This window comes from Pseudonocardia kunmingensis (assembly GCF_006716445.1).
GTDB classification, from domain to species: Bacteria; Actinomycetota; Actinomycetes; order Mycobacteriales; family Pseudonocardiaceae; genus Pseudonocardia; species Pseudonocardia kunmingensis.
This window is the reverse complement of the sequence record NZ_VFPA01000004.1, coordinates 272,015-293,752: the sequence shown is the minus strand read 5'-3', so window position 1 is coordinate 293,752 and position 21,738 is coordinate 272,015. Positions and strand designations below refer to the sequence as shown.

Here is a 21,738-nt window from a genome sequence, read left to right as displayed (position 1 = left end):
CCAGGAGATGACCGATGGTGTCCGTTCAGTGACGCACGCGGACCGCCTCCGGCGCCACCCCCACCGCGGACGATCGCCGCATCGCCGGGAGCACTCGGCGCCGAGGCGGCGGATGTTCTCGCGGGTGCGGACCGGGTCGCCGGCCCCCTCGACCATCAGGACGGTGTGCCGGATGCCGGTGCGACGGTGGTCTCGACCAGCCGCTCGCGGCAGCGTTGGACCGATCCCACCGGGTGCTGCGCGCACAGGCGCTCCGTGTTTCAAGCGGGTCACGGGTGCGGCGCGGGGCGCCGTCGGCGCGGCGGTAGCCGGCGAGCCCGGGACCGAGCCAGTCGGGCAGCCGCGCGCGCAGCGTGGCGAGGGCCTCGCGGTCGGTGTCGGCGACGTAGGCGATCCCGGCGCCGACGTGCCGCGTGTCGTCGATCGCGCTGATCGCGCGGTGCCGGGCGATCATGGCCGCCTTCTCGGTGTCGTCGGCGTGCATGCCGAGCAACAACAACGGGAGCCCGCGTCGCGCGGCCAGGTCCACCGTCGCGTTCGACGTGGCTGCGACGACGACCCCGGGTCGGGGCAGCGTGCGCGGTCCGGCGACGATCCCGACCTCCGGGAAGGGGTAGGCGGGCCCGTGTCCGTGCACCGGCGTGCCGCGTAGGGCGGCCAGGAGTACGTCGAGCGCCTCCGCGAGGTCGGCGTGGAGGCCGTGCGGAGCCGAGCCGAACACAGCCTGGTCGATCCACGGGCAGCCGCGACCCATTCCGAGCCGGAAGCGGCCACCGGAGACCTGGTTGAGTAGCAGGGTCTGCTCGGCCACCGCGATCGGATGGCTGGGTGGCGAGCACGGCGACGGCGGTGTGCCCACGACTATCCGCCGGGTGGCGCCGAGCAGGAACCCGGCCAGGGTGAGCGCCGATGGGCAGACGCCGTAGGACATGAAGTGGTGCTCGGCCACCCAGACGTCGTCGAGGCCGGCGACCGCGGCGGCGTCGAGGACATCGGTGTGCGACTGGCCGGTGAACTGCGGCGAGAGCAGGAGGACCCCGAACCGTATGACCGCAGGCTAACCGGGTCGCCGGGGGCAGGGCCGCAGCACATGCGAACTGAGGCTGGCCCGGTGTGTCGGCAGAGGTTCTAGCCTGGGGCGATGCGCATGGTGTTCCACGGCGAGCTGGAGCAGTTGGGTGTCGAGCTGGCCACGATGTGCGGTCTGGCGGCAGAGACGATGGAGCGCGCGACGCGGGCGTTGCTGCGCTGCGATCTGGTGCTGGACGAGCGGGTGATCAGCGACGACGACGTGCTCGACGCGGCGCGGGCCCGATGCGAGAACCACGCGTTCATCCTGTTGACGTTGCAAGCGCCGGTTGGCGCGCGACATGCGGTTGGTGGTGACCAGCATCCAGGCTACGGAGAAGATCGAACGGATGGGTGACCTGGCTCGGCACGTCGCCGCGCTCGCTCGCCGTCAACACCCGGCGTGCGCGGTGGCTGCCGCGCTGAGCGGGCCGTTCGCCGAGATGGGCCGGCTCGCGGTGGCCGCCGGGTATCGGCTGCAGGAGATCATCGCCGCGCCGATAGAAGTCCACTTCGTCGAGCAGGACCGCGCGGACGACCGGATCGACGAGGTGCACCGGGAGATCCTCGACGCGGTGCAGGACCCCGCGTCGGGATGTTCGGTGCGCGATGGCGTGGATGCGGCGTTGCTGGCCCGGTTCTTCGAGCGCTTTGCCGACCAGGCCGTATCGGTCACCCGCAGACTGGACTACGTCGTCACCGGAGCCGTGCCAGGCCGATCTTCTTCCTGATGGCCGCGGGCGGCGGCAACCGGCGAGCTCACGGATAGCGAGCCCTCTGGGGACGCCTGTGAGGAGCGCACCTCGGCAAGGGTCGTGCACTCGCGGCAGAGCCCGAAGATGTCCGCGGTGTGGGACAGCTCGGTGAAGCCGTGTGCCTCGGCCACCGTCGTTGCCCACGTCTCGACGGCCGGACCTTCGATCTCCACGGTCGCTCCGCAGCGGCGGCACACCAGATGGTGGTGGTGCTCGGCGGTCGCGCATCGCCGGTACATCGCCTCCCCGGTACCGGTGCGCAGAACGTCGACCGCACCGGACTCGGCCAGGATCTGCAACGTCCGATAGACGGTGGTGAGCCCGATGCCGTCGCCGGCCCGCTGGAGCTCCTCGTGGATGTCCTGCGCGGAGCGGAACTCGGCGAGCCGGCCGAGCAGGGCGGACACGGCCGCCCGTTGGCGGGTGGTGCGCAGCATGCGGGTCACGGGTGCGTTCATCGGATCTCCTCGACGTGGGCGACGGCGTCGACGACGATGCGCGCGAGGTGGTCGTCGGCCAGCGAGTACAGCACCTCGCGGCCCCGCCGGTCGCCGTGGACGACACCGGCGGCCTTGAGTACCCGAAGGTGTTGGCTGATCAACGGCTGGCTGATCTGCAGGGCCTCGACCAGATCGTGCACGCAGCGGTCGGACTGCAGCAGTTGCAGCACGATCGCGATCCGCACCGGGGCGCCGAGCGCACGTAGCAGGTCGCCCGCAGCGATCAGGCTGCGCGAGGCACGCCAGGGCGACGGTTCGGCACCGCGCTCGGTGCCGGAATCCCCGCCGGATGCTGTGCCCGCACTCCCGGCGATCAACATGGGGTCCGTTCCGTGAAGGTTCCGGTTCTGCCGTCGTCGGCGAACCGGCCGTGGGGCTAGAGTACAGCGACAACCGTTCTCATTCTCATGTCGCTCCCCCCGAATCCGGAGTACCGATGACTGCCCGCCGTGTGATCCCGCCGCTCGTGGCGCTGGCCACCGCCCTCGCCCTCACCGCCTGCGGATCAGGAAGTCCCGCCCCCGCAGAACCTGCGCCCGGTGCGCCTGCCGACGGCGGCCCGATCGCGGTCGTCGCCTCCACCAACGTCTACGGCAGCATCGTCGAGGCCGTCGGCGGCGACGCCGTGGCCGTCACCTCGATCATCGACAACCCGGACGCCGATCCGCACGAGTACGAGAGCACCCCGGCGGACGCGGTGGCGGTCAACGAGGCGCAGCTCGTCGTCTACAACGGTGCGGACTACGACCCGTTCGCCGACCAGCTGATCGAGGCGGCTGGCACGAACCCGACGGCCATCAACGTGGCCGAGCTCTCCGGGCTCGAGGCCCAGGTGCCCGCAGGCGAGGAGTTCAACGAACACGTCTGGTACAGCCTGCCGACGGTCAAGATGCTGGCCGACACCATTGCCGCCGACCTCGGGACCGCCGACCCTGCCCAGGCGTCGACCTTCACCACCAACGCCACCGACTTCACTACCGCGATCGACGAGCTGCTGGCGAAGCTCGACGCCATCAAGTTGGCGCACGAGGGCGAGCGGGTGGCGATCACCGAGCCCATCCCGGTCTACATCATCGAGGCCGCGGGCCTGGTCAACGCCACGCCCGAAGAGTTCGCCGAGGCCGTCGAGGAGGGCCAGGACGCCCCCGCCCTCGTCGTGGCCGAGACGCTGGCCCTGTTCGAGGGGCCGGACCCGGTGAAGGCACTGGTCGCGAACACCCAGGTCGAGGACGCCGCCACGCTCCAGGTCGCTGACGCCGCCACGGCCAGTGGTGTGCCGATCGTCCAGGTCACCGAGACCCTGGCCGAGGGCACCGACGACTACGTCACGTGGATGACCCAGCAGATCGACGCACTAACCGCGGCGCTCGACGGCGCAGCCTGATCAGGGTTTCTGTGGCCACCGTGGTGCAGCAGGCGCACCGCATGCTGACGGCGGAGCCTCCGGTGTCGCTGCGCGGGGCGGCGCTGCGGTTCGGTGACCGCGTGCTCTGGGACGGGCTCGATCTCGACCTCGCCCGCGGTGAGTTCGTCGCCGTGCTCGGACCCAACGGTTCGGGCAAGACCACGCTGCTGCGGGTGCTGCTCGGCCTGCAAACCCTGCACGCCGGCACGGTGCGTGTCGAGGGGCGGCCGCCGCGGCGGGGGAGCGGGGCCATCGGCTACGTGCCGCAGCAGAAGGCCCTCGCCGAGGACCTCACGCTGAGGGGTCGTGACCTCGTCGGGCTCGGCCTGGACGGGCACCGCCTCGGACTGGGCTTGACCGGGCGGGCCCGTCGGCGGGAACGGGTCCGGGTGGCGCTGGAGTCGGTCGGCGCCACGCCCTACGCCGACGCGCCGGTGGGGCGCCTCTCCGGCGGCGAGCAGCAGCGGCTCCGCGTGGCGCAGGCACTCGTCGGTGATCCGGCGATCCTGCTCTGCGACGAGCCGCTGCTGTCGCTCGACCTGGCCCACCAGCGGGTCGTTACCCGTCTCATCGATCAGCGGCGGAGATCGGCCGACACCGCCGTGCTGTTCGTCACCCACGAGATCAACCCCGTTCTGCCGCTGGTCGACCGCGTCCTCTACCTCGTCGACGGGCGGTTCCGGATCGGGACGCCGGCGGAGGCCATGACGTCGGCGTCGCTCTCGGAGCTCTACCGCACCGACGTTGACGTGCTGCGGGTCCGCGGTCGGCTGGTTGTCGTGGGCGCCGACGCCGTCCCGCACACCGCCGACGACCATCACGACCAGGACACGATGTCGAGGTACGACCGCTGATGAACGAGTACCTGTCGCGGTTGTTCACCATGGAGAACATCGGTGAGCTGCTGGCCCTCCCGTTCGTGCAGAACGCCCTGCTCGCCGCGGCGCTGCTCGGCGTGGTCGCCGGGATGCTGGCCCCGCTGATCGTCGCGCGCGGGATGGCCTTCGCGGTGCACGGCACCGCGGAGCTGGCCTTCACCGGCGGTGCGGCGGCACTGCTGCTCGGGATCAGCGTCAGCCTTGGCGCGGTGGCCGGCGCGGTGGCCGCGGGGCTGGTGTTCGGGTTGCTGGGTCTGCGCCAGCGCGAGCGGGACTCCGTGATCGGCGTGATCCTCGCGTTCGGCCTCGGCCTCGGGGTGCTCTTCCTCGCCCTCTACGAGGGCCGGGCATCCAACAAGTTCGGGCTGCTCACCGGGTCGATCGTGTCGGTCGACTCCACCAACCTGGCCGTGCTGGGCTCGGTCGTCGTCGTGGTCCTCGCCGTGCTCGCGGTGTTCTACCGGCCGCTGCTGTTCGCGAGTACGGACCCTGATGTCGCCGCGGCCCGCGGGGTGCCGACGCGGCTGCTGTCGCCTCTGTTCGCCGTGCTGATCGCCCTCACCACGGCCATCGCCGTTCCAGTTGTCGGTGCGATCCTCGTACTCGCGGTATTGGTGATCCCCGGGGCGGCTGCGGCGCGGGTGACCTCGAGCCCGGTGCTGGCCACCGTGCTCGCGATCGTGTTCGCCGAGGTCTCGCTGCTGGGCGGCACGGTCCTGTCGCTCGCTCCCGGGCTGCCGATCTCCGGCTACGTCGCCACCATCGCGTTCCTCATCTACCTCGGCTGCCGTCTCGTGGGGCGGCTCCGCGGCCGGGTACGCGTCGGCTGATCCGCGCCGCCAACAGTCCAACGGGCGGTGAGCCGGTACCGGATGGGGCGGCTGCTGTGGGCGACCACCGCGACGGAACCGGTGTCCGACATGCCGTGGTTCTGGCGAATCAGCCCGGTGTCGGCCGCCTTGCCCACTACTCCGCCGAGCATCCGGTCATCTCCGTCGGGGCTGGAGAAGGTCCCGGCCCAGGTCCTCGTCCGTTCAGCCGATGGGGACGGCGTGGGCCGCGTTCGTCGGCGGTGCCCATGCGTGCTGCGGCACGAAGGAGGCGTCGACCTGGGCCGCGAGGTCGACGCCGATCGCCCGGTTCGCCCAGGCGGCGGCGTTGCGCAGGTGGAACTCGACCGTCCGGCGGTGGTAGGCCGCCCAGTCCCGCGGCCGTTCGTCGAGCGCGGCGAGCAGGGCGTCGAACGCTGCGAGGTTGCCGGGCTCGAGGTCCGGGACCCACCGCGACTGGCCGACGCAGCCCAGGAGCGCATCGCCGACCTCGTCGCGTAGGAACGCGGCGTCGTCGGCGTCGACCACCTTGTTGCCCAGCACGCGCAGCGCCACGCCGTGCCCCGACGCGAGCTCGGCGTACTGCGCGTACACGCCCACCCCGCGCCTTGTCGGCTCGCACACCAGCACCGTCAGGTCGAAGCGGGTGAACAGTCCGGACGCGAACGCGTCGGCTCCCGCGGTCATGTCCACGACGACGTACTCGCCGGGCCCGTCGAGTAGGTGGTTGAGGTAGAGCTCCACCGCACCGGTCTTGGAGTGGTAGCAGGCGATACCGATGTCGGCCTCGTCGAACGCGCCGGTGGCGAGGTGCCGCACACCCTCGGGCGTCGTCGTCGCGTAGCGGGCCAGGAGCTCGCCGTCCGGAGCGAAGTCGACCATCCGCGATCCGGTCCCCGGTGGTGTCGTCTTGATCATCACATCGGGTTAGGTGATCAGCGGGTTCGTGCCCCGCAGGTGGTTCTTGAGCCACCCCAGGTCGGACCCGAGTGCCCGAGGAGGTGGACCGGCATGGCCCAGGGCTTGTGCCAGGTACTGGTTGATGTCCGCGTCCACCGCCAGCACGGGCCGACCCGGTGCCGCCAGGTAGCGGCTGAACACCGCCGCTGACGTGGTCTTCCCGCTACCGCCCTTGCCCACGAACGCGACGCGCATCCGACTCCCTCAGCTGTGTCCGACCAGATCGTGTGACGGTAACGGTTGTCATCAAGTCGGCCCAACACGCCCTTGTTCAAAAATGACAATCGTTGTCGTCTAGACTGCAGGCGCCAGCTCCATCGAACCGAAGGACGCGCATGAAGCCCGGTATTCATCCCGACTATCGCCCGGTCGTCTTTCAGGACCGCACCACCGGCGACGCCTTCCTCACCCGATCCACGGCCACCTCGACGCGCACCGTGGACTGGGCCGACGGCCGAACGTATCCGCTGATCATGGTCGACGTCACCGCGTACTCCCACCCGTTCTGGACCGGCACCCAGCGCGTGCTCGACGAGGCCGGCCAGGTCGAGAAGTTCCGCCGCCGCTACGGCAGCAGGCGCTGATGGCCGTCCCCAAGCGGCGCACCTCGCGCAGCAACACCCGCAGCCGCCGGGCGCAGTGGAAGGCCACCCCGCCGGAACTCGTGCCGGTGATGATCGCGGGGTGCCGACACCTCGTTCCCCGCCGGCTGGTCCGGGCCTACCAGCGCGGCATTCTCACCCCGCCGGACTGACGCCCCGCCGCAGTGACGTCGACGGCACGCCGCCGCGGTCGAGGAGACCGGCGACGGCGTGCCCGGCGACATGGTGTGGGAGGCGCCGTGTAGGGGTGTCAGTTCTGACCGGCGCCCCGCGTGCGGCGGTGCAGGCCCATCAGGTGTGACGGCAGGAGTGTGGGGTCGAGCCGGTCACCGCGGATCCAGCCCTCGATCGAGCTGATGTCGTCGGGCCTGATGACGGGTCCGATCCGCACGGCCGGCCCCAGCGGTCTCCGCTCGTCGTCGCAGGGCTGCACCACGAGCAGCGGCCCCGGCGGTCGCAGCCGGCAGCTGAGGGCACCCAACGTGCATCCGGACGTGACCAGCACGCCGTGCCGGCTGGTCCGCACGCATTCGCGCAGTGTCGTGGTGGTTTCCCCGAAGGTCTCGGTGCGACACGGGGCGGCCGCGCACAGCACCGCCGTGTAGCCCGGTGCGAAGCCGTTCACCAGCTCGACTTGCGGACGCCCGGCAGGTAGCCGGCGTGGGCCAGTTCGCGCAACCGGATGCGGGACACCCCGAAGGCGCGCAGGTGGCCTCGGGGTCTGCCGTCGACGACGTCCCGGTTGCGTACGCGGGTGGCGCTGGCGTCCCGCGGCTGCCGGCGCAGTTCGCGCACGGCTGCGTCGCGCTCGTCCTCGGAGCTGGACGGGCTCGCGATGACCGTCTTGAGTCGGGCCCGGCGCTCCGCATGCTTGGCGACGATCGCGCGCCGCTGCTCATTGCGGACGATCTTGCTGCGCTTGGCCATCAGACCTTTTCCCCCCGTGCGCGCAACCGGGCGACGGTCGCATCGACGCCGAGCTTGTCGACGGTCTTGATCCCCTTGGTGGACAACTTCAGGCGAATCCATCGCTTCTCACCGGGCAGCCAGTAGCGGCGGGACTGGATGTTGGGGTCCCACCGCCGGTTGGTGCGCCGATGGGAATGGGAGACCGACTTGCCGAAGCCGGGTTTGCGGCCGGTGAGCTGGCAGTGTCGCGACATCGTGGCTCAGCCCTTCGCGGAGTGGGGGTAGGGGAGTAGCGCCATCTCGCGGGCGTTGCGGATGGCGGTGGCCACCTTCCGCTGCTGCTGGGGGCTCAGCCCGGTGACCCGCCGGGCGCGGATCTTGCCTCGGTCGGAGATGAACGTGCGCAGCAGCGCGGTGTCCTTCCAGTCCACCTCGGTGATCCGCTTCGCGTGCAGCGGGTTGACCTTGCGCTTGGGTGTACGCCGATCGGACGACCGCGTGGCCACGTCAGCGCTCTTCGCGGAACTCGACGTGGCGGCGCAGCACGCAGTCGTACTTGCGCAGCACCATCCGGTCCGGGTCGTTGCGCCGGTTCTTGCGGGTCACGTAAGTGACGCCGGTTCCGGCGGTCGATCGCAGCTTGACGATCGGCCGGAGCTCCGTGCTGGCCATGACGCAAACACCTCTCCCGTTACGACAATCGTTGTCATCTAGGATGGACGGTAGCAGGCCACCCGACGAGAAGGAACGCATATGGCACAGGACGATCGGACCCGATTGATCGTGGTGGCGGGCGGCACCACGGCAGTGGCCGCGGAGGCTCTCGAGCAGGTGATCGCCCGCATGCGGGTGGAGCAACCCGGCACCGTGGTGCTGCACCACGACCTGCGCGAGGTCGGCCAGGGCGTCGTGCGGCGCCGGCTGCGGACCGACGGGTCGGACGACACGACGGTCCTGGAGCTGGCCCACGGATGCGTCTCGTGCACCTTGCGGGAGGACGTGCTGCCGATGCTGCGCGCGCTGGGCCGCCGCCCGGACGTCCGCGGGGTCGTGTTGCACCTCGACGCGGCGGTCGAACCCGAGCAGGTGTGCTGGACCCTGCTGCACGTCGCGCTCGACGACGGTGTGCTCGACGACGGTGTGCGCGACGACGGGGCCGAACGGGCACTGGTCACCGACACCCTCGACCTGTGCGGGGTGGTGAGCGTCCTCGACGCCGGTTGCTGGTTGGACGACGCCGGCGCCGACGACGAGGTCGGCGAGCGCGGCCTCGCACCGCTGCCCGACGACGAGCGCACGATCGCGCAGCTGGTGGTGGGGCACGCCGAGTTCGCCGACCTGCTGGTGCTGGCCGGTCCGGCCGAGCCCTGGGTGCTGGCCCGCACCGACGCCGTACTGGCCCGGCTGGCCCCGCTGGCCCCGCGGCTGGTGACCGCCGACCTCGACCGTCGCGTACTGCTGGAGGACCTGCCCGACGGCGCCCGCCGGGGCCGTCCCGACCACCCGCATGCCGCGTTGCTGCGCGGTCAGCCTCCGCTGGACGGCGACAGCGACATCCGGATGATCACCTTCACCGCGCGGCGGCCGTTCCACCCGGAGCGGCTGCATGGGGCGATCGACGTGCTGCTGCAAGGCGTCGTTCGCGCCCGTGGACGGATCTGGTTGGCCACCCGCCCCGAGGCGTGCCTGTGGCTGGAGTCCGCGGGCGGCGGCCTGCAGGTCGGCCACGTCGGCGACTGGCTGGCCGCCGAGGGCGACGAAGCCTGGGGGCAGGCCGATCCCGAGCGGAGGGCGGCCGCCGCGTTGCGCTGGCACCCGCGGTGGGGCGATCGCGTGCAGGAACTCGCCATCCTCGTCGACGGCGCCGACCCCGACGACATCGACGCGGTACTGCGCGAAGCGCTGCTCAACGACCTCGAACTCGCCGCCGGCGAACCGGCGTGGCAGCACTTCGACGACCCGTTCGGCTTCTGGCACACAGAGCCATGTGCGGAGTCGGATGCTCACCCCTCGGCCGGACGCGGGCGCGGCGAAGGGCACGTCTGACGGGGCCCGATCTCACCGTGGCAGTCTGCGTGCCGGCCGTCACCGCCCGCGTGAGGCGCGGAAAACTCCTGCCGCCGCCGTTTATGTCTGGGTGAACACCTGTGCATGTCTTACGGTCGGAGGTGAGCGAACCGGTGGCGCCCGACGTCGCCCGGCGCGACGCGGTCGAGGCGATGGGGGAGCTGTTCCGGGCCCTATCCACACCGGTCCGGCTCCCCATCGTCGTGGAGCTGTCGGCCGCGCCGCGATCGGTGAGCGAGCTGGTCGAGGCGCTCGGGGTCAGCCAGCCACTGGTCTCGCAGCACCTGCGAGTGCTGCGGGCGGCCCGGCTGGTCGCGGTCGACCGCCGGCATCGAGAGCGGGTGTACCGGTTACTCGACGACCACGTGCGGCACATCGTCGGGGACGCGGGCCAGCACGTCGCCGAGCACGGCCGGTAGCCGTGCCCGGGCGACGAGTGGCTACTCAGGCCCGCGTGCGTACAGGTGGGCAGGTGCAGCCGGCACAGACGCAGACCGCGCACGAGTCGGCGCAGCTGCCGCACGAGCAGGCGAGGCACTCGTCGTAGTGCACATCGTCCGCTGGTGTGGTGCTCGCGGTGCACATGCCCGTCATGCAGGTAGTCGACGTCGTCGGCGTGCAGCACTGACGCGTGCCCGCAACCGGGGCCGTGGGTGTGGGTGTGGGTGTGGTTCTCGGCCTGGCGGTACTCGGTGGTGGTCACGAAATGCTCTCCTTGGTCGCAGTAGTAGATACATGCGTATGCGCACTTGCGAATGGTATGTCGTTATCCCGTCACTCGTGCAGGAACGGCGGCGTGCAGCGGACACCTCTATGAACGGGTCAGTGGGCAGTCACGGGCGTGAGACTGTGCGACCAACTGGCGCGCATAGCGCCAGCCCTCGATGCATGACGGGCGCCCGGTCGGTGGCTGATCTACATTGACGATGACAATCGTCATCGACAGACTGGCGGTGTGGCATTCTCCGTTGAGGCCGAGCCGTACGCCGCCGTCGCGGAGTTCGTCGAGATCGCCCTGTCGGAGGCGTGGACCGAGCTGGACCTGCAGCTGGCCGAGTCACTGACCAGAGCTCCCTCCGATCCCCATGCGGCCGTGGTCGACATCGGGGCCGGCGGTGGGCGGGGGGTGCTCGCGGTCGGGCGGTCGATGCCGATCGGTCCGATCGTTGCCGTCGAACCGTCGGCGCCGATGCGGGCGGTGCTGCTGTCCCGGCTCGCGTTGGACCCCGAGTTGTTGCGCGGGCGGACCACGGTCCTGCCCACGGACCTGGCCGGTGCCGACCTGCCCGGGCGGTGGTCGGCGGCGCTCGCGCTCAACATGCTCGGACACCTCGAGCCCACCCAGCGGCGCCGACTGTGGGACATGGCGGCGGACCGTCTACTGCCCGGTGCGCCCCTGCTGATCACCGTGCAGCCGCCCTACACGGTGACCGCGATACCCGAGATGGACTGGGGCTCGGTCCCGGTCGGGCGGCAGTCCGTCGTGACGTCGGGCCGCGCCGAACCCGACGGGCCGAAGTCCGTTGTCTGGCACATCACCTACCGCGTCGTCGAGGGCAGGCAGGTGCTGCGCGAGGAGCGGATGTCGCACCGTTGGTACGTGCTGGACGTCGCGGGGCTGTGTGCCGAGCTGGACGACGCAGGTCTGCGGGCCGAGGCCGTCGGCGATCGGCTCATATGCGCGGTCCGTCGATGACCGGCCAGCCTCACCCGAACCAACGCGACGAACGCAGGTAGCGGCACCGGCACACACACGCGGAGCCCGGCCCGGAAGTGTCGCTGTGCGTAAGGCGTCGAGCCGTGCGACGAGGTCGCGACGTCCGCCCGGTCCCCGGGCCCGAACCCCTGCCGAGGTGACCGCGGCGGCGCGGATGCCAGCGGGTGAGCCGCGGTGGGGACGATGAGCGCGACGAGCCGGCGGTCGCCCGGCCGCCCGGGAAGCAGCGCGACCAGCGCATCGGCCGCACCGGGTACCGCCTGCAGCGCATCCTGGCCGCCTGCAGGTCGGCGGTGGTCGGTTCATCGGAGGTGTCGGGCGGCATCGGCCTCGTCTGCGGAGGTGGCGGGTTCCCCGGGGCAGCGCGTCGCAGGGGTAGGGGGCCCAGGTGGAGGGGGCACCGGGGGTTGTTCCTCGACGAGTACGCCGTCGACGATCCGGACGCGGCGGTCCGCCCAGCGGGCGAGGGCGTCGTCGTGCGTGGTGAGCAGCACCCCGATTCCGTCGTCGCGCAGGGCGTCGAGCCGGGCGAGGAACGATGCAGCCGTATCGGCGTCGAGCGCCGCGGTGGGTTCGTCGGCCAGCAGCACCCGCGGGGCTGCGGCGAGAGCGCGGGCGAGTGCGACCCGCTGCCGTTGCCCGCCCGACAGGGCCCCGGGGCGGCGGCGGCCGGTTGCGGCGTCGAGACCGAGGCCGGCGAGCAGGGCATCAGCCTCGGCGGCGGCCCGGTCCCGGGTGAACCCGCGCAGCACCCGCAGGGGGCGGCGCACGGCGGTCCGGGCGCGGTGCGCCGGGTTGAGCTCGCCCTGCGGGTCCTGGCCCACGAGCTGCACCGCGGACCGCTGTATCCTGCTGCGCTGCCCGGCGAGCGCGGGCAGTGGCGCACCGGCAAGCCGGACCTCGCCCTCGTTCGGTGGGTGCAGGCCCGCGACGGCCCGTATCAGGGTGGTCTTGCCGCTGCCCGAGTCGCCGAGTACTGCGACCCGCTCACCGGCGTGCACCCGCAGATCGGCATCGCGGACCACCGCGGCACCCCCGGGGGGTTGCCCGACGGTCAGCCCGCGAACCTCCAGCACGACCGGTCCGGCGCGACGCGGGTAGGCGGGCCGGGCGGTGACGGGTACGGCGTGCGGCGTCAGGGTCACCACGTCGTCGGCGATCCCGGACAGCGCATCGTCGTGGGTGACAACGATCGTGACCGCCCCGGCGGCGCGCCGCCGGGCCAACCTCGCGTGCACGACCTCGGCGGCGTGCGCGTCGAGGCCCCGGGTGGGTTCGTCGGCGAGCAGCAGCGCGGGCCCGGGGAGCAGCGCCCTGGCCAGCGCGACGCGCTGGGCCTGCCCGCCGGAGAGCTCCGCCGGGAACCTGTGGTGCAGCGGGAGATCGAGCCCGAGCCCGACGAGCAGCTCGCAGGCCGCGGCGGTGTGCGCGCGGCGGTCCCGGGCGGGGACGGCCTCCAGCACGAGGTCGAGGACCCGGCGCCGGGGGTGCAGTGAGGTTCCGGACTCCTGTGCGCACAGCCCGACCTCGGCGCGGCGCCAGCGCCGCGCCGCCCGGCCCGTGGGAACGGGGGCACCGTTCCAGGTCACGGTGCCGCGGGTCGCGTGGAGCCCGGGGGGCAGCGCACCGAGCACGGCGTGCAACAGGGTCGACTTGCCGCACCCCGACGGGCCGCGCACGGCGACGATGCGGCCCGGTCGTGCGTGCAGGCAGGCCGCGTCCAGAACGGTGGCGCCCGCCACGTCGACGACGGTCAGCTCGTGGACCGCGAGCACCGGGCCGCTCGTCATGCGCTTGCCCCGGTGCGGCCGGCGACGCGGCCCGCCCCGGCCGTCGCGACCGCGATCGCACACGCGGTCAGCGCCAACCCGACCGCCGGGGCGATCACCGCGGCGGGTTGAGGACGGCGCCCGGCAGGTCCTCGCGCAGCATCAACGCCCAGTCCGCGGCGGGCGGCTGCGCCCCGAACCCGAGCACCCCGAGCGCGGAGGCGAGTTGCAGGGCGACGACGAACCGCAGCCCGGCGTCCGCGGCGGTCAGCCCGGCCAGCGCCGGGAGCACCTCCCGCACCAGCACGGCCGGCGTGCGTTCCCCGCGGGCGACGGCGGCCTCGACGAAACCCGCCGCCCGGACCCGGCGGGTGCCGTCGCGCACCAGCTTGGCGGTCAAGGGTGCGCCGACGACCACCGAGCCGACGACCACCGCGACAGGCCCGGGCAGCGCCACCGCGAGCACCAGCGCGGCGACGAGCGCGGGCAGCGCGAGCAGGACGTCGGCCACGGCGCGGACCGCGCGGTCGGCCACCCCGCCCCGCCACCCCGCGAGCAGGCCCAGCGCGGTGCCGACGGCCGTGGTGGCGACACCGGCGAGCACGGCCGTCGCGGCGATGCCGAGGCCCCCGGCCAAGGTGCGCGACAGGACGTCGCGACCCAGCGAGTCCGTCCCGAGCGGTGCCCCTGGGCGGGCGGTCTCCCACGGCAGCCCAATCACGGTGTCCACGGTGTGCGGGGCCAGCCATCCACCCGTGACGACCAGCAGCGCCACCGCGGCCGCGGCTGCAGGCGCGATCCACCGGGCGGTCACGACCGGCCCGGTCCGGTCGTGAGGTCGGCGACCACCTCGGCGACGGTCAGTCCGGCGAGCACCGCGGTGGCGGCGATCGCGGCGACCGCCTGGACCACGACCATGTCCCGGGTCGCGACGGCGGTGACGAGCAGTTCGCCCAGCCCGGCGACCCCGAAGACGGATTCGACCAGCGCGGTGCCCGCGATCAGCGCTCCGCCGACGACCGCGAACACTCCGACGGCGGGCGCCGCGAGCGCACCGGCGACGTACCGGAGCGTGACGACCCACGGCGACAATCCGCGCAGCCGGGCGTCGCGCACGTGCGGGGCGTCGACGGCGTCGGCCGCGGCGCCGCGCAGCAGCACTGCGGCGAACGCGGCCGTCGGCAGCGCGAGGCTGAGCACCGGCAGCACCAGCAGCCGCGGTTGGGCCAGCACCGGGGTGCCCGGCGCCAGCAGCGACACCGGCGGCAGCCAGCCCGCCAGCCCGGCGAGCACCGCGGTGAGCGCGCCGGCCACCACGACCTGCGGCACCGCGACCGCCGCGGTGAGCAGGGCGTCGCCGCCGCGGCGCCTGCGCAGGGCTGCGGCGACGGCCAGCGCGGTCAGCGGGACCGCGACCAGCAGCGACAGCCCGGCCAGTGCGGCCGTAGCGGGCCATCGTTGCGCGAGCATGTCGAGGACCGGGCGGTCCGACAGGGCCGAGGTGCCCAGGTCACCGCGCACCGCCGCGCCCGCCCACTCCAGCCAGCGGATGACGGCGGGCCGGTCCAGGCCCTGTTCCGCGCGGACCTGTTCGACCGCGGCCGGGGTCGCGTACGGCCCGGCCCGCACCTCGGCGGCGTCACCGGGCAGCAGCTCGACCGCGGCGGCGACCAGTGCGCAGGCCACCACCAGCGCCGCCGCGGCGCGCACCAGCCGCCGCGCGAGGATGGACAGCATCAGTTGCGCGACAGCTGGTCCAGGTACAGGCGGGAGAACCCGGGACCGGTGGGTGCCCCGGTGACACCGGTGGCGGCGAGATCGACCCCGTCACCGAAGCCCCACACCACGTAGCCGCCGTCGGTCTGGATCTGCCGCTGCAGCTCCCCGAGCCGCGCAGCGCGCTGCGCGTCGTCGGCGGTGCCGAGGGCCTCGGCGAAACCGGTGTCCCACTCGGGAAGTCGCCACGCCGTCTCGTTGGCGGGGGTCTGCGACACCAGCGCCACCCGCGCGATGTCGGTGAACGGGATGCCGCCGTAGTAGCTGACGTAGAACGGCGCGCTGGCGAACACGGTGCTGAAGTAGGTGTCCGGTGGTTCCAGGGTCACCTGGACCCGGATCCCCGCCTCCGCGAGCTGCTGCGCGACGAGCGTGGCGGTGGTGTCCATCCCCGGGTAAAGGCTGGTGCTGCGCAGCTCGACGTCGAGCCCGTCGGGGAACCCGGCCTCGGCGAGCAGGGCGCGCGCGCGGGTCACGTCGCGGGTCCGCTGCTCGACGCCCGGGCCGACGTCGGGGGACAGGACGTCGTCGCCGACGGTGCCGAGTCCGAGGAAGACCGTCTGCACGAGCTGCTCGCGGTCCACGGCCAGCTTGACGGCCTCGCGCACCTGGGGGCGGTCGAACGGCGCGGTGTCCAGGCGCATGACCAGCGGGTAGAGCGTGACGCCCGGGCGGCGGACGACCTGCACGTCGCCGGTCTGCTCGGCCGCGCGGGCCGCCGCCGGGCTGACGCTGCCAGCGAAGTTGGCCTGCCCCGAGGTCACGGCGGCGGCCCGGGCCTGGGTGTCGGGCACGGCGCGCAGCTCGATGCTCTCCTCGGGCGGCGGTGGGCCCCACCAGGAGTCGTTGCGGGTCAGCACCGTGGTCTGGGCGTCGGTGCCGGACGGGACGAACGGGCCGGAGCCCGGAACCGGTGAGCTGAAGTCGTCGGCGCCCTCGGGCACGACCATCGAGACGGCCTCGAGCGCCTGGGGCAGACCGGCGTTCGGGGCGCGCAGCACCAGCCGCAGGGTCGTGTCGTCGGGAGCGGACGAGGCCTCGGTGTCGATCTCGGCGAGGCGGCCGAAGTTCTCCGCGCCCTTGCGGGCGATCCGGCGCAGCGAGTACAGCGCGTCCGCGGCACGGACCGGGCGCCCGTCGCTGAACGACACACCCTGCCTCATGGTGATCGTCCAGGTCCGCAGGTCGGGATCGGGTTCCCAGGACTCGCCAAGGGCGGGTCGGGTGCCGCCGCTGCCGTCCGGGCGGGTGAGCGCGTCGTAGACCAGCGCGGACCGGACGGCGTCGGCCTCGTTGGCGAACGATCCGTGCGGGTCGAACGTGCTGGCGGTGGGCGACCCGGCGGCGACGATGCGCAACGGACCGGTCGGCGTGTCCGCGGCAGGCTTGGCGCCCCCGGTAGGGGCACTGCCGCAGGCGGCCGCCGCGACGAGCGCGACCGCGACGGCGGCGAGGCGCAGGCGAGCGCCGGGCCGGGCGAGGATGGTGTTCACAGGTTCCTCTCGGATGGTTGGGATCGGGGGATCAGCCGGCGAGCGCCGCGGCGGAGGCCCGCGCCGCCGCGTCCAGGGCGGGTCTGCGCCGGACCGAGCAACGGTGGGCAGGCACGGTCGGCGACGAGGACGAACGCGGTGGAGCCTGCGGCGTGCCACCGCCGTGGCCGGTAGGAGCCGAGCCCCGCGGGTGCTGGTGAAGCACCTCGACCCGGTGGTGCGGCGCTCACAAGGCCTCTTGACTGTCGAATCACACGGCAACGACAATCGTTACTAACAGCTGATCGGGCAACAGGGAAGGTCCGGTCGGACGGTCACCTGTCCCACGCGTCGGCGGGTGTTGCGAGGATCCACCGGGTGACACCCGCGCATCACGAAGGGAGCGGCGACGGCATCTCGGGGCCGGCGGCAATGTCCGGAGTTCACCCGGGGTCGGATGGGCGGCATCGTCCGGTATGAACCGAACGGGCGGTCAGCAGGGCGAGGTCGGGTCGGTGTCCGAGCCAGTCGGCGTCGTCCGGGTCGAGCAGGCGGTCCCACGCCGGGGCGTCGTCGAGGTCGAGAAATGCGCGCGCCCGCCGAACGCGCGCGCCGAGCTCGGCGAGCACGACCGAGCGGGCCTGCGTGGTGAGCGGGGCGGGCAGGTCGAGCAGTGCGCTGCGGCTGGAGACCCCGTGCAGGCCCGCGCAACGGAGCAGCTCGGACCACCCGCGGGTCTCCCGCACGACACCCGGCCTGGCGGCGAACCAACCGCCGAACCAGCTGTCGTGAGCGGCGTCGAGCCGGGCCTCCAGGCCGGGCCGGCCGACGCCGACGTCCCACGGCAGGGTGCGCAGGGGTAGCCCGCCCTCGCCGACGGCGAGTGTCCCGTCGGGACCGAGCAGTCCGGCCAGCCCGACGACCGATGCGGCCTGGTCCAGGGCGTGGTGCACGCACGCTCCCGACCACACCAGCGCGACGGGTTCGGGCAGTCGCGGCGGGCCGTCGTCGAGGTCGTGCCGCACGGTGCGCAGGCGTTCGCCGAGTCCGGCGGCGTCGGCGCGGTGGCGCAATGCGGCCAGCGCATCGGGATCGACGTCGACGGCGTAGACGCGCCCGTCCGCGCCGACCCGCTCGGCGAGATGCAGGGTCACGGTGCCTGCGCCGGGACCGATGTCGGCCACCGCCGCACCCGGCGAGACGGGGAGCGGGTCGGTGAGCGCAGCGTCGACGGGCGCGAACACGGCCTCCGCGGCCAGCGGGTCGTCGGTGGACGGTCCGGTCATCCGACCGGGTGCGGGTGGCCGTGGTCCCGCAGGTCGGAGGAGTCCCACAGGGGAAGCGGGTCGGGCAGCCGCTGCCAGGCGTCGGGCCCGGCGGCGAGCTCCTCGTCGGTGAGCAGGGCCGGGTCGAGGCGGCGGTAGGTGTCGGTGACGGTGATCCCGACTCCGATGAACACCAGCTCCTGCCCGGTGGTGTCGGACGCGCCGATGATCTCGCCGGGCTCGAAGGTGAGGTTGGGCCCGGCCTGCGACCAGACGGCGAGCACGTCGGGGCGGGTGGCGATGCGGCAGAAGCCCTTGCTGCGCAACACCCCGTCCCAGCCCTCCAATGCGGTGAGCAGCCGGGCCGGGTGGAACGGGCGGGCGGCGCGGTAGACGATGGAGGTGATGCCGTACTCCTCGGTCTCGGGGGTGTGGCTGCCGGCCAGTTCGGCGGCCCAGCCGGGGGTCTGGGCGGCGGTGATCGGGTTGTAGCGGCCGGTGTCGAGTATCGCGGCGAGGTCGACCACACCGCGGTGGGCGGTGACGATCTCCGCGGTCGGGTTGAGCCGACGCAGCACCGTGCTGACGGTGCCCAGGCCGTCCGGGCCGACGAGGTCGGTCTTGTTGAGCACGATGACATCGGCGAACTCGACCTGGTCGACGAGCAGGTCGGAGATGCTGCGCTCGTCACCATCGGCCGCCTGCAGGTCGCGTTCGACGAGCCCGTCGCCGCGCACGAGTTCGGCGAGGAACCCGGCCGCGTCCACGACGGTGACCATGGTGTCGAGGCGGGCGTGGTCGGACAGGCTGGTGCCGTCGTCAAAGGTCCAGTCGAAGGTGGCGGCCACCGGCATCGGCTCGGAGATGCCGGAGGACTCGATCAGGATGGTGTCGAAGCGGCCCGCGCGGGCCAGCTCGCCGACGGTGTCGAGCAGGTCCTCGCGCAGGGTGCAGCAGATGCAGCCGTTGGTCAGCTCGACCAGCTTCTCGCTCGTGCGATCCAGCCGGCCCTGCCCGGCGACGAGCGCGGCGTCGATGTTGACCTCGCTCATGTCGTTGACGATCACGGCCACCCGGCGGCCCTCCCGGTTGCTCAGGACGTGGTTGAGGAGCGTGGTCTTGCCGGCGCCGAGGAAACCGGACAGGACGGTGACAGGAACTCGCGAGATGACGGGCACGGACAAAATGGTAACCGTTGTCAAGACGGGCGTGGTCCGGGATGGTGGTACCCGGTCCGGACAACTTCAGGGGCCCGATACCGCGTTGATCGTTCGCCCCGGTGTCGAACGTCAGTGAAACGATCCAGTGCAGCGCGACTGCCGTCCTCAACAGGATGAGGGGCACGATCCTGGACGCAAGCGCGGCCGAGGCGCCAGGTCGCACCGGATTCCGGCCAGAGCCAGGGTGAGTTTGCGGTTGAACCAGGTGATCGGCGGTTCGGCGATCGCGTTGCGCATCTCGCGCTTGACGTCGCGTCGGGCGTCGCCATCGCCGGTCGAGGGCGCCCACACCGCGCTGAGCCCGTCCCGGATCGTCGAGTCCTCGCGGGTGGGGCCGTCGAGACGCTCGACGCCGAGGCGATGGTCGACGGCGAGGTCGAGGACGAGGTCGACGGCGAGAACCGCGTCGTGGGCGGTGAAGCCTTGCTCGACCAGAGCGACGGCGAGGTCGTCGATCATCTGGACCATGGCGGGCGGTACGAGCCCGGTCGACAGCGCGGTCACGGCACCGTTGTGCTGCTCCAGGAGCCGCCACATCGCGATGGCCGAGTCGCGCAGGAGTTCGGCCCAGGGCAGTGCGGTGTCGGGCCACGTGGCCGTGGAGACGATGTGGTCCCACGCCAGTTCGAGCATGTGTGCCCGGTCGGGGACGTGCCGGTAGAGGGTGACGGTGGTGACGCCGAGCCGGGCGGCGACAGCCGGGACGGTGATCCTGGCGAAGCCCTCGGCGACTACGGCGGCGACGATGTCGTCGCGGCTGATCTTGGGTGGGCGGCCGGGGCCGCGGCGGGCGGGATCGGGGGGTTCAGCCACGGGTCAGCCGCCAGCCCTGGGCCGCAGTGCGAGCGCGCCAGAAGGCGGCGTAGCGGCGGTTCATCGCGAGCAGCTCCTCGTGGGTGCCGTGTTCGACCACCTGCCCATGGTCCAGGACGACGATCTGGTCGGCGTCGACGATGGTGGCGAGCTGGTGGGCGATGACCAGCATCGTTCTGCGGCGCCGGACCGCCAGCAGGCCCGCGCTGACGGCCGCCTGGGTGACGGCGTCGAGCGCGCTGGTCGCCTCGTCGAGCAGCATGATCGGTGCGTCCTTGACCAGCGCGCGGGCCAGCGCGACGCGCTGGCGTTCCCCGCCGGACAGCCGTGCGCCGCCCTCCCCGACCGGGGTGCGCCACCCGTGGGGGAGGCGTTCGACGATCTCGGTCACCCGGGCGGTGGCGGCCGCCCGCTCGATGTCGTCATCACTGGCGGTCGGGCGGGCGATGCGCAGGTTGTCGAGCAGGATGCCGGAGAACAGGTAGGTGTCCTGGAAGACCGGCGCGATCAGGCTCATGAGCTGCTCGGTGTGCAGGTCCCGGACGTCGACGCCGCCGATCAGGACCTGACCGTCGGTGGTGTCCCAGAAGCGGGCGATCAGCCGGGTGATGGTGGTTTTTCCTGACCCGGATGCCCCGACGAGCGCGGTCATGCTGCCTTCGGGGATCGACAGGGACACGTCGTCGACGACGGGGCGGCCCGGCTGGTAGGCGAAGCGGACGCGGCGCAGCTCGATGTCGGTGCGGGCAGGGGTGGGGGCCGGTGTGGCCGGCTGCTGCAGCGGGGCCGAGGTGAGGATCGCCTCGACGGTGTCGAGCTGGGCGGTGGCCATCCGGATCGTCGTGCCGTGCGCGGCCACCTCGCTCAGTGGTTCCACGATCCGGTTGACCACGACCAGCAGCGCCACGGCTGTCCCGACCTGCGCGGGTGTCTGTGCGCCTACCGCCACCGAGGTGACCGTGGCGAGCAGGCCCAGGAACAGCAGCCGGGCGATGGAACCGTTCACGATCAGCGGCGGGAGCACCATCCACAGCTGCCGGCGCTCGGCGCGCTGCTGGGCCAGGAGCGCCTGGTCGAACTGGTCGAGGCCGGTCCCGGCCCGACCGAACGCCCGCAGCACCGTCTGGTTGCGGGCGAACTCGACCATCCGGTCGGTGACGTGAGCGGCGGAGGCGTCCACAGCGGCGTCCGCGTGCCGGCCGAGCCGGCCCGACCACCAGTAGGCGCCGGCGACCAGTGGTAGCGCGGCGGCGACGACGAGCGCGAGCCGTGGCTCGAACACGGCGACCGCGATGGTCAGCACGAGCGGGGTGACCGTGGCTTGGACGAGCGCGGAGAGCTGGCGCACGGGCAGGGCGAATATGTCCATCACGCCCGCGCTCAGCAGGTGCCCGAGCCGTCCGGTGCGGGCCGGGGTGAACCAGCCCAGTGGGAGGGTGGCCACGTGGTCACCGATGCGGTGGCGCAGGGTGGAGAGCAGCTCGATGGCGGCGTCGAACCCGCGCAGGGTCGAGACGTGGTGCAGGACCCACGAGCAGATCGCCCCGGCCCCGACGGCGGCGAGCCAGGGCAGGGCGGCGACCGGGTCCCCGGCGAGCAGGTGTGTGACGGCGGGGACGGCCAGCGCGATCGTCAGCCCCTGCGCGATCGACCAGAGCGCGCTCAGGACCAGATGCGAGCGCAGCAGGTGCGCCTTCTGCGGGCCGAGCAGGCCCATGAGCTTGTCGAGCAC

The 21,738-nt window shown here is 72.6% G+C and carries 27 protein-coding genes and 1 pseudogene; 10 read left to right on the top strand and 18 right to left on the bottom strand.

Translation table 11 applies throughout. The features are described from left to right. Window positions 1-25: 25 nt before the first annotated feature. Window positions 26-1,030: an LLM class flavin-dependent oxidoreductase gene (locus tag FB558_RS31195; protein WP_246106940.1), complete on the bottom strand. Its 1,005-nt coding sequence runs from the start codon at window positions 1,028-1,030 to the stop codon at window positions 26-28. 111 nt (window positions 1,031-1,141) lie between these two features. Between FB558_RS31195 and FB558_RS44900 the strand changes: the two genes are divergently transcribed. Next, window positions 1,142-1,426, top strand: coding sequence for a PhoU domain-containing protein (locus FB558_RS44900; RefSeq protein WP_246106886.1), 285 nt, complete (start codon window positions 1,142-1,144; stop codon window positions 1,424-1,426). Next, complete coding sequence (locus tag FB558_RS44895) at window positions 1,383-1,799, top strand: phosphate signaling complex PhoU family protein (RefSeq protein ID WP_246106885.1); 417 nt, start codon at window positions 1,383-1,385, stop codon at window positions 1,797-1,799. Before FB558_RS44900 ends, FB558_RS44895 begins: the two co-directional genes overlap by 44 nt. A gap of 83 nt (window positions 1,800-1,882) precedes the next feature. On the opposite strand, the pseudogene FB558_RS31185 reads toward FB558_RS44895, so the two are convergent. Together FB558_RS31185 and FB558_RS31180 are read right to left on the bottom strand one after the other, a co-directional pair. Continuing rightward, window positions 1,883-2,281, bottom strand: a pseudogene (locus FB558_RS31185) (Fur family transcriptional regulator); the annotation flags it as partial. Next, window positions 2,278-2,643: an ArsR/SmtB family transcription factor gene (locus tag FB558_RS31180; RefSeq protein WP_142059703.1), complete on the bottom strand. Its 366-nt coding sequence runs from the start codon at window positions 2,641-2,643 to the stop codon at window positions 2,278-2,280. The gene FB558_RS31180 and the pseudogene FB558_RS31185, both read right to left, overlap by 4 nt. 116 nt (window positions 2,644-2,759) lie before the next feature. On the opposite strand from FB558_RS31180, the gene FB558_RS31175 reads away from it, so the two are divergent. From FB558_RS31175 to FB558_RS31165, 3 genes are read left to right on the top strand one after another with little or no spacing between them, the layout of a single operon-like run. After that, complete coding sequence (locus tag FB558_RS31175) at window positions 2,760-3,707, top strand: metal ABC transporter solute-binding protein, Zn/Mn family (protein ID WP_142059701.1); 948 nt, start codon at window positions 2,760-2,762, stop codon at window positions 3,705-3,707. 41 nt (window positions 3,708-3,748) lie between these two features. Next, entirely contained in the window at window positions 3,749-4,582 is an 834-nt protein-coding gene (locus FB558_RS31170) for a metal ABC transporter ATP-binding protein (RefSeq protein WP_142060534.1), read from the top strand. Continuing rightward, a complete protein-coding gene (locus FB558_RS31165; RefSeq protein WP_142059699.1) occupies window positions 4,582-5,436 on the top strand; it encodes a metal ABC transporter permease in 855 nt (284 codons plus the stop codon). Before FB558_RS31170 ends, FB558_RS31165 begins: the two co-directional genes overlap by 1 nt. A gap of 204 nt (window positions 5,437-5,640) precedes the next feature. On the opposite strand, the gene FB558_RS31160 is transcribed toward FB558_RS31165, so the two are convergent. Next, the gene (locus tag FB558_RS31160) at window positions 5,641-6,318 is read right to left on the bottom strand and encodes an ATP-binding protein (protein WP_425468107.1); all 678 of its coding nucleotides are present in this window, start codon (window positions 6,316-6,318) and stop codon (window positions 5,641-5,643) included. Between the two features lie 45 nt (window positions 6,319-6,363). After that, entirely contained in the window at window positions 6,364-6,591 is a 228-nt protein-coding gene (locus FB558_RS45825) for a nucleotide-binding protein (protein WP_425468106.1), read from the bottom strand. A gap of 140 nt (window positions 6,592-6,731) precedes the next feature. Here FB558_RS45825 and FB558_RS31155 point away from each other — a divergent pair, with 140 nt between their 5' ends. Both FB558_RS31155 and rpmF read left to right on the top strand, forming a co-directional pair. Next, entirely contained in the window at window positions 6,732-6,980 is a 249-nt protein-coding gene (locus FB558_RS31155) for a type B 50S ribosomal protein L31 (RefSeq protein ID WP_142059697.1), read from the top strand. Continuing rightward, window positions 6,980-7,150, top strand: a complete 171-nt coding sequence (rpmF, locus tag FB558_RS31150) for a 50S ribosomal protein L32 (RefSeq protein WP_142059695.1) — start codon at window positions 6,980-6,982, stop codon at window positions 7,148-7,150. Before FB558_RS31155 ends, rpmF begins: the two co-directional genes overlap by 1 nt. Window positions 7,151-7,248: 98 nt before the next feature. On the opposite strand, the gene FB558_RS31145 is transcribed toward rpmF, so the two are convergent. Genes FB558_RS31145 through rpmG form a run of 5 tightly spaced genes read right to left on the bottom strand, consistent with a single transcriptional unit; the run spans window position 7,249 to window position 8,579 of the window. Further along, window positions 7,249-7,623, bottom strand: coding sequence for a hypothetical protein (locus FB558_RS31145; protein ID WP_142059693.1), 375 nt, complete (start codon window positions 7,621-7,623; stop codon window positions 7,249-7,251). Next, window positions 7,620-7,925: a 30S ribosomal protein S14 gene (rpsN, locus tag FB558_RS31140; RefSeq protein ID WP_142059691.1), complete on the bottom strand. Its 306-nt coding sequence runs from the start codon at window positions 7,923-7,925 to the stop codon at window positions 7,620-7,622. The genes FB558_RS31145 and rpsN overlap by 4 nt, the downstream gene beginning before the upstream one ends. Then, window positions 7,925-8,161 (bottom strand): 50S ribosomal protein L28, encoded by a 237-nt coding sequence (gene rpmB, locus FB558_RS31135; RefSeq protein WP_142059689.1) that lies wholly within the window; start codon window positions 8,159-8,161, stop codon window positions 7,925-7,927. The genes rpsN and rpmB overlap by 1 nt, the downstream gene beginning before the upstream one ends. 6 nt (window positions 8,162-8,167) lie before the next feature. Then, window positions 8,168-8,413, bottom strand: a complete 246-nt coding sequence (gene rpsR / locus FB558_RS31130) for a 30S ribosomal protein S18 (protein WP_142059687.1) — start codon at window positions 8,411-8,413, stop codon at window positions 8,168-8,170. Window position 8,414: 1 nt separating this feature from the next. After that, the gene (gene rpmG / locus FB558_RS31125; protein ID WP_142059685.1) at window positions 8,415-8,579 is read right to left on the bottom strand and encodes a 50S ribosomal protein L33; all 165 of its coding nucleotides are present in this window, start codon (window positions 8,577-8,579) and stop codon (window positions 8,415-8,417) included. 81 nt (window positions 8,580-8,660) lie between these two features. On the opposite strand from rpmG, the gene mrf reads away from it, so the two are divergent. The 3 genes from mrf to FB558_RS31110 all read left to right on the top strand — a co-directional run bounded on the left by mrf (window position 8,661) and on the right by FB558_RS31110 (window position 11,670). Next, the gene (mrf, locus tag FB558_RS31120; RefSeq protein WP_142059683.1) at window positions 8,661-9,953 is read left to right on the top strand and encodes a ribosome hibernation factor-recruiting GTPase MRF; all 1,293 of its coding nucleotides are present in this window, start codon (window positions 8,661-8,663) and stop codon (window positions 9,951-9,953) included. 122 nt (window positions 9,954-10,075) lie between these two features. Further along, window positions 10,076-10,393, top strand: coding sequence for an ArsR/SmtB family transcription factor (locus tag FB558_RS31115; protein ID WP_246106884.1), 318 nt, complete (start codon window positions 10,076-10,078; stop codon window positions 10,391-10,393). Between the two features lie 536 nt (window positions 10,394-10,929). Then, a complete protein-coding gene (locus tag FB558_RS31110; protein WP_142059681.1) occupies window positions 10,930-11,670 on the top strand; it encodes a class I SAM-dependent methyltransferase in 741 nt (246 codons plus the stop codon). A 323-nt stretch (window positions 11,671-11,993) separates the two neighbouring features. Here FB558_RS31110 and FB558_RS31105 read toward each other — a convergent pair whose 3' ends face one another. From FB558_RS31105 to FB558_RS31070, 8 genes are all read right to left on the bottom strand, one after another. Beyond that, on the bottom strand, window positions 11,994-13,481 hold the full coding sequence (locus FB558_RS31105) for an ATP-binding cassette domain-containing protein (RefSeq protein WP_142059679.1): 1,488 nt from the start codon (window positions 13,479-13,481) through the stop codon (window positions 11,994-11,996). A gap of 94 nt (window positions 13,482-13,575) precedes the next feature. After that, window positions 13,576-14,274 carry an ABC transporter permease subunit gene (locus FB558_RS31100; protein WP_211366985.1) on the bottom strand — a complete coding sequence of 233 codons (699 nt, stop codon included), beginning with the start codon at window positions 14,272-14,274 and terminating at the stop codon, window positions 13,576-13,578. Then, on the bottom strand, window positions 14,271-15,197 hold the full coding sequence (locus FB558_RS31095) for an ABC transporter permease (protein ID WP_142059677.1): 927 nt from the start codon (window positions 15,195-15,197) through the stop codon (window positions 14,271-14,273). Before FB558_RS31095 ends, FB558_RS31100 begins: the two co-directional genes overlap by 4 nt. Further along, a complete protein-coding gene (locus tag FB558_RS31090) occupies window positions 15,197-16,729 on the bottom strand; it encodes an ABC transporter substrate-binding protein (RefSeq protein ID WP_142059675.1) in 1,533 nt (510 codons plus the stop codon). Before FB558_RS31090 ends, FB558_RS31095 begins: the two co-directional genes overlap by 1 nt. 422 nt (window positions 16,730-17,151) lie before the next feature. Continuing rightward, on the bottom strand, window positions 17,152-17,994 hold the full coding sequence (locus tag FB558_RS31085; protein ID WP_142059673.1) for a class I SAM-dependent methyltransferase: 843 nt from the start codon (window positions 17,992-17,994) through the stop codon (window positions 17,152-17,154). Further along, on the bottom strand, window positions 17,991-19,151 hold the full coding sequence (locus FB558_RS31080) for a GTP-binding protein (RefSeq protein ID WP_246106883.1): 1,161 nt from the start codon (window positions 19,149-19,151) through the stop codon (window positions 17,991-17,993). The genes FB558_RS31085 and FB558_RS31080 overlap by 4 nt, the downstream gene beginning before the upstream one ends. Before the next feature lie 147 nt (window positions 19,152-19,298). Continuing rightward, window positions 19,299-20,006 (bottom strand): TetR/AcrR family transcriptional regulator, encoded by a 708-nt coding sequence (locus tag FB558_RS31075; RefSeq protein ID WP_142059671.1) that lies wholly within the window; start codon window positions 20,004-20,006, stop codon window positions 19,299-19,301. Continuing rightward, window positions 19,999-21,738 (bottom strand): ABC transporter ATP-binding protein, encoded by a 1,740-nt coding sequence (locus FB558_RS31070; protein ID WP_211366984.1) that lies wholly within the window; start codon window positions 21,736-21,738, stop codon window positions 19,999-20,001. Before FB558_RS31070 ends, FB558_RS31075 begins: the two co-directional genes overlap by 8 nt.